Consider the following 12,785-nt stretch of genomic DNA (forward strand, 5'->3'; position numbering starts at 1 on the left):
TGCGTCCTGTGCTGGCCCCAAAAATGCTGTCGAATAGTCCCAACAGACGATTCATGTCATGACAAATATCTGAAAAATAAATGCTCGCAGGCGGTGGCCTGCACCGTTTTTTCACTAGGAAAACAAGAGCAATGCAACAAAAGACGATAAGCACAGCGTTGATGCTGTGCATAGGCTTGCTGAGCGCAGGAGCCGCCTGTGCCAAGGTTCCCGCCACGGAAGCCGACAAGCTGGGCAAGGAGCTGACCTGCACCGGTGCCATCAAAGCCGGCAATGCCGACGGCAGCATCCCGCCATTCACGGGCAAGATCCTGGGCGTTCCGCCCGGCGTGAAGTTCACCAAGTCCGTGGGACAGTTCCAGCCCGATATCTACGCCAATGAAAAGCCGCTGTTCGAGATCACGGCCGCCAATATGGCGCAATATGGCGACAAGCTCAGCGCCGGTCAGAAGGCGCTGCTCAGCAAGTTCCCCACCACCATGCGCATTCCCGTCTATCCGGGCCACCGCGACTTCCGTTATGACGACGATATCTGCGCCGTCATCAAGCGCAATGCGCTGGAAGCCGAGGTAGTCAACGACGGCAATGGAGTCAAGGGCTTCATGGGCGCTCTGCCCTTCCCCATTCCCAAGACCGGCCTGGAACTGCTCTGGAACAACCTCATGCCCAGCCGCGCCAGCACCGAAGAGGTGGAACGCGACATGGCACTGGTGGGCGCAGGCGGCGATATCGCCTGGGGCCGCACCAGCTACATACAGCTCAGCCGCTATGACTCCAAGGAGAACCTGGGCAAGCCCAACGAAGGCAAGTACGCCTATGTGACCAACTTCTCCATCCTGCCCGAGCGCGAAAAAGGCAGCGTGATCCTGTCCATAGAGCCCATGAACTTCGGCACGGACAAGCGCCTGGCCTGGAACTACGATCCCGGCACCCGCCGCGTACGCCAGCTGCCCGAGTTCGGCTATGACCAGCCCGCCCCGGGAACCAGCGGCAAGGCGACCATCGACTCCGAGCGCCTGTTCAACGGTGGCTCCGAGCGCTATGAGTGGACCCTGCACGGCAAGCGCGAGATGTTCATTCCGGCCAACACCTTCCGCATCAACCAGCAGATGAAATACGCCGATCTGCTCAAGCCAGGTCACCCCAACCCGGCCTACACCCGCTATGAACTGCGCCGCGTCTGGGTGCTGGAGGGCAAGCTCAAGCCCGGCTTCCGTCACCTGTACTCCAAGCGTGTGATGTTCATCGACGAGGACACCGGCCACGCCGTCTCGGGTGATTTCTACGACGCACGCGGCCAGTTGTGGCAGCACGGTGAAATCAATTACTACTACGCCTACGACATCAAGAAATGGCACGCGGGCACATCGTTCTACTATGACCTCAATGCCGGCTCCTATGTGAGCATGAATCTGGTCCAGGAGCGCCCCAAGGCACCGATTCTGGGCAAGGACGACCTCAAGCCGAGCCAGTACACCCCCGAGGCGATTCGCAACCTGGGCAACTGATAGACAACAGGTGGTTCAGCCACCGCGCGCACCGCACCGAAAGGTTAAAGAGAGGCCATGAGCCTCTCTTTTTTATGGCCGCTCCCGCGCCGAAACCGCAGCGCGCCCCAGCATATGCGCGGGCAGCGTGCTAGGATGAAACACGGCGCCAGCATTGAAAATACATAGCAGTTGGTGCCGTTTTTCTCTGTCTTCGAGTCGATTTCAACGTGAGCATCATTCACAAGCAGCCAACGACCCACCCGGTCGCATGGCAGGGCGCGGATCTGGCGGGCGCCGCCTCCCGGACTCATCGGCCATCCGCCGACCCCCTTGCCGCCATCGATGCCATGCGGGCCTGGTTCGGACAACGCCTCGAGTCACTTTGGAACAAGGCGTCCCCTCGGCCAATGTCGCAGCCTCGTCCTGTTTTTAATCCCTGCACAACAAAGCCCGACTAAGCTTGCAGAGGATTTAGTTCGCCGCAATCATGACTTCCATGCAATCCCTGGCCCGATGGCTGCCCTTTCTCAATTGGCCCAAACCGACTTTCGGCCTGCTGCGCGGCGAGTTCTGGGCCGGCCTGACCGTGGGCCTGATGTTGCTGCCCCAGGGCGTGGCTTACGCCGCGCTGGCGGGCATGCCGCTGATCACCGGCATCTACGCCTCCATCATTCCGGCCGCAGTGGCCATTCTCTTCAGCCCCTCACCCCGGCTGGGCGTGGGGCCGACGGCGCTGAGCGCCTTGCTGATCGGCGCCTCTTTGACCGGCATGGCCGAGCCGGGCTCGGCCCAGTGGGTGGCCCTTGCGGCATGGATGGCGATTCTGTCGGGCCTGGTGCAGTGGAGTCTGGGTGTGGTGCGCGCGGGCTGGCTGCTCAATCTGGTCACCTCCCCCGTACTGGCAGGCTTCACCCAGGCTGCTGCGCTGTTGATTCTGGCTTCGCAGCTGCCCACCCTGCTGGGCATGCGCGCTGACTGGTCCACCGTCTGGCATTCGCCGTCCATCTATCTGTTCAGCATCCAGTCCATCGCCTACGGCCTGGTCAGCATGGCCTTGCTGATGCTGGCCAAGAAATGGCGTCCTGCTTTTCCATCGGCCATTTTCATCATCGGCCTGAGCGGCTTCATCAGCTGGATCACGGGTTTTGCCGATGCGGGCGGCTCCGTGATCGGCCACCTGCCTGCGGGGCTGCCCAGCTTCCAATGGCCAGGCATGCTCGACTGGGAGCAGTTCGGCGCCCTGGTCATGCCGGTGCTGGTCATCTCCCTGGTCAGCTTTCTGGAGACAGCCTCCAGCGCCCAGGTCGAGCATCAGCAGGCCGGCACGCGCTGGAACGAGAACCAGGATTTGATCGCCCAGGGCCTGTCCAAGATCAGCGCCGGACTGTTCGGCAGCTTTGCCACCAGCGCTTCTTTCTCACGCTCTGCCGTCAACTTGCTCGCAGGTGCCAGGACCGGCTATGCCAACGTCTTTTCCATTTTGCTGGTGGTTGTGGTCGTGCTCTGGTTCATTCCCTGGCTCTACCATGTGCCCCAGGCAACGCTGGCTGCCATCGTGATCACCGCCGTGCTCAACCTGGTCAAGCCCAGCGCGATTCTCAAGCTTTTCAAGATCTCCAAGGTCGAAGCATGCATCAGCGTCGCCACGCTGGTGCTGACCATCGTCACCGCCCCGCGCATGTACTGGGGAGTGTTCGCGGGCATCATGCTCAGCCAAGCCTACTACCTCTATCACCACCTGCACCCGCGCATCATCGAGGTCGGCGAGCATCCCGACGGCAGCCTGCGCAGCCGCCAGCTTTGGCAATTGCCCCCCCTGGCACCTGAAGTCGTGGCTCTGCGCATGGACGCAGACCTGGACTTTGCCACGGCCACGGCACTTGAGCGCTACGCGGCCGATGCCCTGCAGCAAGCGCCCCAGGCCAGGGATCTGGCACTGCTGATGCAATCCATCAACAGCATAGACATCACCGGAGTCGAAACCTTTGCCCGCCTGGAACGCCTGGTCGCATTGCGGGGCGGTCTGCTGCACGTGGTGGGGTTGAAGTTGCCGGCCGAGCAAAGGCTGCAGCGCGCCGGCCTGCTGCACAAGGAAGGCAGCCCCATCAGGCTCTATCGCACGGATGCCGACTTTCTTCGAACGCTTGGCAATTTCCCCACAGAACTGACTCGGATCAACGCTGACGAAAAGCCTACATCCACAAAAAGATAGGGGGCGCTGCTACACTGACGGTCATCATTGATAGTTTGTCGTGACCTCATCCGCCCCCCACCAATCCGTGTTTTTGCGCGATCTGCGCCTTGCCACCGCACACAACCTGGTGACTCGCGCGGGCGGTAGCGATAACCGTCTGCCCACTGACACGCCCACCCATTACCTGCAAGCGCTGATTGATGGCTTGTGCGCACTGTCTTTGCGAGACCCTCTCACTGGGCTGGCCAACCGGCGCCATTTTCGCTCCGTGATCGAGCGCGAGATCGACCGCGTGGCCCGCTCCGGAGAAACCGCACTGCTGCTGATGCTGGACATCGACCACTTCAAGCAGATCAACGACGAGCACGGCCATATTGCTGGCGATATGGTGCTGCAGTCCGTTGCACAGACCCTGTCCGAAATCATTCGCCCCATGGACACCCTGGCGCGCTTCGGTGGTGAAGAATTCGCCATAGTGCTGCCGGTGTGCCCTGCGCATCAAGGCCGTGCGGTCGCCGAGCGCCTGCGCCAGGCCATCGAAAGCAACTCCATCGCAGTGTCCTCCGGCCAGTCGCTCAAGGTCACTGTGAGTATTGGCGGGGTCTACGCCCAGCAATGGATTCGCAGCACGGCGCAGCTGTGGACCGAGCGAGCCGATCGCCAGCTCTACCTGGCCAAATCGGCGGGACGCAACCGCGTCTGCGTGGAAGATCCGCCCGACAGTACGGTGAGTGCTGAGGAAAAAAGCCTTCTTTTCAGCCCTTTGCCCGCCTCCTCGTTAGAGGAAAATGTCTCTGACAATACAGCACCAGACGTAAACACCGACGCCGCAAGCCAGGTCATAACGCCTTGAGACGATGGACACCTTGGCCCCTCACCCTACTTTGCCCGCTCATATATCCATGGAAGATGCCCTGCGGGCGCCTGGCCGCAACAAGCAGGCCCACATCATTGCCGTCACCAGCGGCAAAGGCGGTGTCGGCAAGACTTTCGTCTCTGCCAATCTGGCTGCAGCTCTGACGCGTCATGGCTTCAACGTGCTGGTATTGGACGCAGACCTGGGCCTGGCCAATCTGGATGTAGTGCTCAACCTCTACCCCAAGGTCACGCTGCACGATGTGTTCACAGGTCGCTCCACGCTGGATGATGCCATTCTGACCACGCCTGGCGGCTATTCGGTGCTGCTGGCAGGCTCGGGCATGATCGAGTACTCGCGCCTCACCCCCGAGATTCGTTCCCAGTTCATGCGCACGGTGGAGCTGCTGCGCCCTCGCTACGACATCATCCTGCTCGACACCGGTGCCGGCATCTCGGATGTGGTGCTGTTCTCCGTCTCTCTGGCAACCGAAGTGCTGGTCGTGGCCACGCCCGAGCCCACTTCGCTGACCGATGCCTACGCCGCCATCAAGGTGCTGGCCCTGCAGCAAAAGCGCCAGCAGATCCGCCTGGTCATCAACCAGGCGCAACGCCCCGGCGATGGCCGCGCCATCACGGGCCAGCTGCAGCAGGTGCTCAACCGCTTCGTGACCACCGAGTCCGGCCAGCCGCTGCAGCTGACCCACTGGGGCGATATTCCGGTCGACTCTGCCGTGCGCGAGGCCGTGATGCGCCGCCAGTTGCTGCTGCAGGCCATGCCCGGAGCACCCGCATCCCTCGCAGTGGCACAGCTGTCCAATAAAATCAAGGCAGAGCTGACGGCCCCGGTCTGAGCTGCATCACCGTCGATGCAGCAGCCGCGCGGCCGCCCCCCGGATATCGACGTGGCCGACATACTCAACATCTCCTGCTACAAATTCACGCCCCTGCCCGACGCCGACCAGTTGCGCCAGACGCTGCTGGCGCGTGCACATGACCTGAGCCTCAAGGGCACGGTGCTGCTGGCCGAAGAAGGCATCAACTTTTTCCTGGCCGGCCCTGCCCAGGCCGTTCGCAGCTTTGTGGACCAGCTCAAGCAAGACCCGCGTTTTGCCGACCTGGCTCCCAAGGAAAGCTGGTCCGAAACCGTCCCCTTTCGCAAAATGCTGGTCAAGGTCAAGAACGAGATCATCCGCATGGATCATCCCGCCATTCGACCCGCCCATGGCCGTGCGCCATCGGTCAGCCCGGTCACGCTGCGCCGCTGGCTGGAGCAAGGCCATGACGACGAGGGCCGCGAGGTGGTGACGCTGGACACGCGCAACGACTACGAAGTGGACGAAGGCGCATTTGCCGGCACGATCGACTGGCGCCTGGGCAAGTTCACCGAATTCCCGCCTACACTGCGCCAGCACAAGGATGAACTTGCCGGCAAGACCGTGGTCAGCTACTGCACGGGCGGCATCCGCTGCGAAAAGGCCGCCATCCTCATGCAGGATGAAGGCATCGAAAACGTCTACCAGCTCGAAGGCGGCATCCTCAAATATTTCGAGGAAACCGACGGCAAGTTCTACGACGGCGGCTGCTTTGTCTTTGACGGCCGCGACTCGCTGGGCACCGATCTGTCGCGCACCGAGCTGGTTCACCCCCGCCCCATCAAAAAGCATCTGATGGACTAAGCCGCCCTGTCTGGGTGACTCTCAAAAAAAAAGGAGCGGCCAGCGCTTGTCATCAAAAGATTTCAGATACAAATCTATCTGAAATTCATGATACAAAAGCGCTAGCCGCTTCTTATTCAATAGCAGATTGATGCTGCTTAATCTGATGGATCTAATGGACTAGGCTGTCCTGTCTGGGCGACTCTCAAAAAAGGAGCGGCTAGCGCTTGCCATCAAACGATTTCAGATACAAATACATCTGAAATCCATGATACAAAAGCGCTAGCCGCTTCTTATTCGATAGCAGATTGATGCTGCTTATCTTGCCCAGCGCGCTGCAGCGCTGGCCACGCGCTCGCCAAACTGGCGTGCGGTTTCCAGATCGCCAGCGGCCATCTCGCCGGCCGATGAGTCAGAGGGTGACTGTGCCATGGCACCGCAGAAACTGCCCATCCAGTTCACATCGTTGCGCTGGGCGGCCTTGGTGTTCGAAGGCAGCAGGCCCAGTCCCACCCACACGCCGCCATGCTGCATGGCCAGGTGGTAGAAATAATCGAGCGTGACCTGCTTGTCGCCCTGCACGCTCGCGCTGTTGGTAAAGCCGGCAAACAGCTTGTCCTTCCAGGCCTGGGCAAACCAGGCCTTGGACGAGGTATCGGCAAATTTCTTGAATTGCCAGCTCGGAGCGGCCATATAGGTCGGTGCGCCGAAGACGATGGCATCGGCCGCAGCCAGTTGCTCCCAGCCACCTTCGGGCAAATTGCCATCGGCGTCGATGGCCAGCAACTGTGCGCCCGCGCCCTGGGCCACGGATTGCGCCACGCGCTGGGTATGGCCGTAGCCGGAGTGGTAGACCACAACGATATTGCTCATGATTTCTTCTTTCCTGCTTTTTCTGCTTTTCCTGCTTGCATCGGCGCAGCCATCCGCCGCGCCATCCTGCATCTGTGCCAAATAAAGGCCCGCCGGATTGACACCCGGCGAGCCTTGTCTTGCGAAAGCGCACTAGCTTATCAAAGCCATGACCGCTTGCGCACTTTCAGCCTGTGCTGCCCAAGCTTTGCCTTAGCCTTTGCGGCCGTCCATGCTCCAGGCGCCTGCCCCATGGGCGGCGTAGCCAAGCAGACCGCCGACCACAGCGATGTTCTTCCAGAACAGCAGCTGCTGCATCATGGCCGCTTCTGCGGGCACGCCCCAGAAGTTATGGAAGAAGAAGCTGGCAATCAGCGTGAAAAATCCCAGGATCAAGGCCGCGCAGCGCGTATGCCAGCCCAGCAATATGGCCAGACCGCCCACGATCTCGATCACCAGGCCCACCGCCACTGCGACCTGGGGCATGGGCATGCCCACCGACGCTGCATAGCCCACGGTGCCCGCGAAGCCGCTGATTTTCTGAATGCCCGCAGGCAGGAACAACAGGGCAATCAGCACACGGCCCAACAGGTCCAGAGGATTTCGCAATTGATTCAACATTTCAACTCCATTCATTGCGACCCAGGGCCGCCTTGGTTCATATCAGCACAAGCCTTGAAACAGTCAGGCTCAAGGCTCCAGGTCAAACACCAGAACTTCCGCAGCCCGGCCATTGGCAAGGCGCAGGCGCTCCTCATTTTCAATAAGTGCGGCGTCGCCGCTTGTCAGCTTTTGTCCATTCACGTCCAGCTCGCCACGCACCAGGTGCACATAGGTCTTGCGCCCGGCCGGCAGGGCCACATCGGCAGCCTCTGCGGCGTCGAACAGACCGGCATACAAGCGTGCATCGGCGTTCATGGGAACCGAGCCCTCGGCACCGTCGGGTGAAGCCACCAGACACAGACGTCCACGCTTTTGTGCCTCGCTGAATGTCTTTTGGGCATAGCCTGGCTCGATACCGGTGCGTGCGGGCAGCAGCCAGATCTGCAGAAAGTGCGTGGTCTGCTCCTTGGCGTAGTTCTGCTCGCTGTGCACCACCCCCGAGCCCGCGCTCATGCGCTGCACCTCTCCAGGCAGGATGGGGGTTTCATTGCCCATGCTGTCCTTGTGCGAGAGAGCACCCTCGAGCACATAGCTGATGATTTCCATATCGCGGTGGCCGTGCGAGCCAAAGCCCGTGCCGGGGGCAATCCGGTCTTCGTTGATCACGCGCAGATTGCCGAAACCCATATGGCGCGGGTCGTAGTAACCGGCAAACGAAAAGCTGTGATAAGACTTGAGCCAGCCGTGGTCGGCGTAGCCGCGTTCCTGGGATTTGCGCAGAGTCATCATGGTGTGCTTCCTTTCGTTCAAGTGACTGTCTCTATGGGCTCTACTGTAGAAGTCGCCTGCCAGGCTGTGGCTGAACGGCGTTGATGGCATCATTCAAACTGTTTGAATCATCAATCCCACCATGCCCAGCTCCCGCGATGTGCTCACCCCCGACAGCCTGGCCATGCTTCAGGCCATTGCCGAAACCGGCAGCTTTGCTGCCGCTGCGCGCTCCCTGGGCCTGGTGCCCAGTGCGCTGACCTACCGCGTGCGCCAGATCGAAGATGCGCTCGATGTGCTGCTGTTTGACCGCAGCTCGCGCCATGCCCAGGCCACCGAGGCCGGCCAGGCCTTGCTGCGCGAAGGCGCCCGCCTGCTGCAGGAGATCGACGCCGTGGCGCACCGCGTCAAGCGCGTGGCCACGGGCTGGGAGCCGCAGCTGACCATCGTCATCGACGGGGCCGTGGCCCGCACACCCATCTTCGAGCTGGTCGAAGCCTTTTATGCGCTGACCCCGCCCACCACACTCAAGCTGCGTGACGGCATTCTCAATGGCACGCTGGAAGTGCTGACCAGCGGCCATGCCGATCTGGCCATTGGCGTGGCGGTCAACACCAGCAATGTCTCCGAGCTGCAGACGCGCGAAATCGGGGAGATGGATTTCGTCTTCGCCGTCGCGCCGCACCACCCGCTGGCCAGGCTCGATGAGCCGCTGTCCGACGAGTTGCTGCTGCAGCACCGCATGGTGGCAGTGGCCGACTCTGGCGTGCGCAGCAACACCAGCTTTGGCCTGGTCAACGGCCAGGACGTGCTCACCGTGGACAGCATGCAGGCCAAGCTGGAGGCCCAGATACGCGGCATTGGCGCCGGCTTTCTGCCTCGCGGCATGGTGCAGGCTTACCTGGATGCCGGCCTGCTGGTCACAAGACAGGTGCAGCGCGCAAGTCGCAATCTGCGCCTGCACTATGCATGGCCGGGCCCCGCCCACCGCACGCCTGGGCGCGCCCTTCAATGGTGGCTGACGCAACTGGAAAGCCCTGCCACGCGCAAGGCGCTTATGGAAAACCATCACCGTCAATAAGCTGCTGCGCGTCGCGGCCATCACGCGGGAGGTGTAGAGTGAGTTGCGCTGCAACAATTCAGCACAAGCAGCACTTGCTATCTTTTGGATAGCTGGCTACGCTAGAACTCAAACGGTGTCGAAAAGGCTTTTTCATGAATGCTTCCCGCACTCGCGCGTCCGCAACTGCCTCCGCTTCCTCCCCTTCCCCGCATACCGGCGCCAAGCGCATTGCCGTCATTGGCGCGGGTATTGCAGGTCTGGCCTGTGCCCGCACGCTGATGCAGGCCGGGCATGACGTTCATGTCTATGAGCGCCTGACCCAGGCCGGCGGACGCATGCGCTCGGTCAGCGGCCCCTACGGCAGCTTTGACATCGGCGCCCAGTTCTTTACCGTACGCGATCCGCGCTTTCAGCAGGTGCTGGACACCACGCCCGGCAATCTGCGCGCCTGGAGCCTGAACAGCGTGCAGACCCGCAACGCCCAGGGCCGCAGAGTCGACAAGCACACGCCGGTGCGCGAGACCCACTGGGTCGGCATGCCCGACATGCAATCGCTGCCACTGGCCTGGGCCGCGCCGCTATGGGATGCCGGACGCCTGCATCTGGGCCAGTCGCTGCGCGCCATGAGCCACCACATTGCCAGCGGCAGCCACCACAGCCGCCACCAATGGTCCCTGATGCTGGATACCGAGGACCACGGCCCGCAAATTGCAGCCGACTTCGATGCTGTGGTGCTGGCCGTGCCGGCGCCCGTGGCCGCGCAACTGCTGCAGACAGCGCCGCAGGGGGCAACCCTGGCCAGGACCCTGGCCCCCGTGGAAATGGCCCCCTGCTGGGCCATGACGCTGTCCTACCCCATGGCCGCGCAGGCCGGCCTGACCACACTGGGCCCGCAGTGGAATGCCGCACGCAGCACGCATGAGCGCGTTGCCTGGGTGGCCCGTGAGTCCTCCAAGCCCGGCCGCGCCCAGACCGAGCGCTGGACGATTCATGCCAACCCGCTGTGGTCCAACGAGCACCGTCACGACGACGCCACACGCGTGCTTGCCAAGCTGCAAAAGGCCTTCGGCGAGATTACGGGCATCCGCGTTGCGCCGCGCCATGCCAGTGTCTACCTCTGGCAGCATGCCCAGACACTTGCGCCGCTGGGCAGACCGTTCAGCCACGACCCCTCGGCAGGCCTGGGCCTGTGCGGAGACTGGTGCATAGGCATGCGGGTGGAAGACGCTTTTGTCTCGGGTCTGGAGATGGGCCTGGCCCTGGCCTGAGCCAACTGCGCACAGTCAAGGGGCGTAAGATGGCGTCCCTCATGACTGCGGCCCTCTCCCGTCCCTCCTCCAGCGCTCCCGCCACGGGGCCATATATCGGGCGCTTTGCGCCCTCTCCCACCGGAGCGCTGCATGCCGGCTCTCTGGTCGCGGCGCTGGCCAGCTGGCTGGATGCACGCGCCCACCACGGACGCTGGCTGATTCGCATCGAAGACATCGATCCGCCACGCTGCCAGGCTGGCGCCGACCAGGAAATCCTGCGCCAGCTGGCCGCCTGCGGCCTGCACTCCGATGCCCCCGTGGTCTGGCAGTCGCAGCGCCATGCACTCTATGAAAAGGCGCTGCAACAGCTGCAGGCGCAAAAAATGGCCTACCCCTGCGGCTGCACGCGCAAAGACATCGAAGCCGCCTGGCAGGCACAGGGACTGACTCACGAGCGCCATGTGGAGCGGCCCTACCCCGGCACCTGCCGTCATGGCCTGCAAGGCAAGCCTGCCAGAGCCTGGCGCTTTGCGCTTGAGCAGCAGGTGCATGACTTACAAGAGAATCAACCCGAAACACGCTACCAAAAAGCGCCAGCAGCTACGCAAAGCATAGCGATTGGGCACTCTTGCCTCGAAAGCAAGCGCCCCGTGCTGCACTGGCAGGACCGGCGTCTGGGCGCGCAGCAGCAAAACCTGATCACCAGCGTGGGCGACTTTGTGCTGCGCCGCGCGGACGGGCTCTGGGCCTACCAGCTGGCCGTGGTCGTCGACGATGCCGAGCAAGCCATCACCGATGTGGTGCGCGGCGAAGACCTGGCCGACAACACCCCGCGCCAGCTCCTGCTGCAACACGCCCTGGACCTGGCCCAGCCGCGCTATCTGCACACGCCGCTGGTCTGCATGGAAAACGGAGAAAAACTCTCCAAGCAGCATGGCGCGCCCGCCGTGGATGTCAGCCAGCCGCTGGCCGTGCTGTCTGCCGCGGCGCAGCAGCTGGGCCTGCCACAAGCGCCCGCCGCCCCATGCGGCGCCAACGAAAGCCCCGCAAGCGCCTTGCCTTTGGCGCTGGACTTCTGGGTCCGCTGCTGGCAGCAAACCTACAATATCGCCCCGTGACTTCTTCTAATCCAACACCTACCACCGATATGGCCGAAAACGTGCCAGCCGCTGACGCATCCGCAGCATCCCAAGGCCAGGCGCCCGAAGGCGTGGCCTATCCCAAGACCATCAAAAGCTATGTGCGCCGCGCCGGCCGCACCACCACGGGCCAGGCCAAGGCTTTTGAAGAACTGGGTCCGCGCTTCCTGCTGCAGTACCAGAAGGCTCCTTTGGACGCCGCAGCCGCCTACGGCCGCGACGGCAAGCTGATTCTGGAGATCGGCTTCGGCATGGGTGAAGCCACCGCCCATATCGCCCGCGTGCGCCCCGACGATAATTTCCTGTGCTGCGAAGTGCACGAGCCCGGCGTGGGCGCGCTGCTCAAGCGCATTGGCGAGCAGGAGATCGAAAACATTCGCATCCTGCAGCACGATGCCGTGGAAGTCATCGACAACATGCTGCCCGAAGCCTCGATCGACGGCGTGCACATCTTCTTTCCCGACCCCTGGCACAAGAAAAAGCACAACAAGCGCCGCCTGATCCAGAGCCCGCTGATCGCCAAGCTGGCCGCTCGCATCAAGCCCGGCGGCTACATCCACTGCGCCACCGACTGGGAACCCTATGCGGTGCAGATTCTGGAAGTGCTGAATGCAGAACCCATGCTGCAGAACACGGCCGAGAACTACGCCGAAAAGCCCGACTACCGCCCGCTGACCAAATTCGAAAACCGCGGCATTCGCCTCGGTCATGGCGTCTGGGACCTGGTGTTCAGGAAAAAGTAATACCCCCTGAGGCGCTTTGCGCCTTCCCCTAGCCGGGCGCCCCCTTTCTCTACGCGCTTCGCGCTATGGAAGGGGGACGATGCCTTCGCCGCGAGGCGGCTCTTGCTCGGCATCTCGGATTTTGGTCAGCGCCAGTCGGAAGGGTTTCGCTCCAAACCATAAAAAACGCT

Annotated in this window: 12 protein-coding genes; 9 read left to right on the forward strand and 3 right to left on the reverse strand. The window is 62.3% G+C overall.

What is annotated here, in order from left to right; translation table 11 throughout:
- Positions 1-131 precede the first annotated feature (131 nt).
- The 5 genes from P353_RS06395 (at position 132) to P353_RS06415 (ending at position 6,218) form a co-directional block, all read left to right on the forward strand.
- The gene (locus P353_RS06395; RefSeq protein ID WP_034366899.1) at positions 132-1,508 is read left to right on the forward strand and encodes a DUF1329 domain-containing protein; all 1,377 of its coding nucleotides are present in this window, start codon (positions 132-134) and stop codon (positions 1,506-1,508) included.
- A gap of 478 nt (positions 1,509-1,986) precedes the next feature.
- Positions 1,987-3,702: a SulP family inorganic anion transporter gene (locus tag P353_RS06400; protein WP_034367059.1), complete on the forward strand. Its 1,716-nt coding sequence runs from the start codon at positions 1,987-1,989 to the stop codon at positions 3,700-3,702.
- Positions 3,703-3,742: 40 nt separating this feature from the next.
- Positions 3,743-4,537 (forward strand): GGDEF domain-containing protein, encoded by a 795-nt coding sequence (locus P353_RS06405; RefSeq protein ID WP_052084751.1) that lies wholly within the window; start codon positions 3,743-3,745, stop codon positions 4,535-4,537.
- A 4-nt stretch (positions 4,538-4,541) separates the two neighbouring features.
- Entirely contained in the window at positions 4,542-5,393 is an 852-nt protein-coding gene (locus tag P353_RS06410) for a MinD/ParA family protein (RefSeq protein ID WP_052084752.1), read from the forward strand.
- Positions 5,394-5,444: 51 nt separating this feature from the next.
- Positions 5,445-6,218 carry a sulfurtransferase gene (locus tag P353_RS06415; protein ID WP_034367062.1) on the forward strand — a complete coding sequence of 258 codons (774 nt, stop codon included), beginning with the start codon at positions 5,445-5,447 and terminating at the stop codon, positions 6,216-6,218.
- 297 nt (positions 6,219-6,515) lie between these two features.
- Here the strand turns inward: P353_RS06415 and P353_RS06420 are convergent, their stop codons facing one another.
- From P353_RS06420 to P353_RS06430, 3 genes are all read right to left on the reverse strand, one after another.
- Positions 6,516-7,070 (reverse strand): flavodoxin family protein, encoded by a 555-nt coding sequence (locus P353_RS06420; RefSeq protein WP_034366907.1) that lies wholly within the window; start codon positions 7,068-7,070, stop codon positions 6,516-6,518.
- A gap of 192 nt (positions 7,071-7,262) precedes the next feature.
- Positions 7,263-7,670, reverse strand: coding sequence for a DoxX family protein (locus P353_RS06425; protein ID WP_034366911.1), 408 nt, complete (start codon positions 7,668-7,670; stop codon positions 7,263-7,265).
- A gap of 69 nt (positions 7,671-7,739) precedes the next feature.
- Complete coding sequence (locus tag P353_RS06430) at positions 7,740-8,441, reverse strand: pirin family protein (protein ID WP_034366913.1); 702 nt, start codon at positions 8,439-8,441, stop codon at positions 7,740-7,742.
- A 121-nt stretch (positions 8,442-8,562) separates the two neighbouring features.
- Between P353_RS06430 and P353_RS06435 the strand changes: the two genes are divergently transcribed.
- The 4 genes from P353_RS06435 (at position 8,563) to trmB (ending at position 12,615) form a co-directional block, all read left to right on the forward strand.
- Entirely contained in the window at positions 8,563-9,501 is a 939-nt protein-coding gene (locus P353_RS06435; RefSeq protein WP_034366916.1) for a LysR family transcriptional regulator, read from the forward strand.
- Between the two features lie 134 nt (positions 9,502-9,635).
- Complete coding sequence (locus P353_RS06440) at positions 9,636-10,751, forward strand: NAD(P)/FAD-dependent oxidoreductase (RefSeq protein ID WP_034366920.1); 1,116 nt, start codon at positions 9,636-9,638, stop codon at positions 10,749-10,751.
- Positions 10,752-10,792: 41 nt separating this feature from the next.
- Positions 10,793-11,851 carry a tRNA glutamyl-Q(34) synthetase GluQRS gene (gene gluQRS / locus P353_RS06445; protein WP_034366923.1) on the forward strand — a complete coding sequence of 353 codons (1,059 nt, stop codon included), beginning with the start codon at positions 10,793-10,795 and terminating at the stop codon, positions 11,849-11,851.
- 29 nt (positions 11,852-11,880) lie between these two features.
- Complete coding sequence (gene trmB / locus P353_RS06450; RefSeq protein ID WP_003074922.1) at positions 11,881-12,615, forward strand: tRNA (guanosine(46)-N7)-methyltransferase TrmB; 735 nt, start codon at positions 11,881-11,883, stop codon at positions 12,613-12,615.
- The last annotated feature ends 170 nt before the right edge of the window (positions 12,616-12,785 follow it).

The sequence above is a fragment of the Comamonas testosteroni genome (assembly GCF_000761245.1).
Lineage (GTDB): Bacteria > Pseudomonadota > Gammaproteobacteria > Burkholderiales > Burkholderiaceae_C > Comamonas > Comamonas testosteroni_C.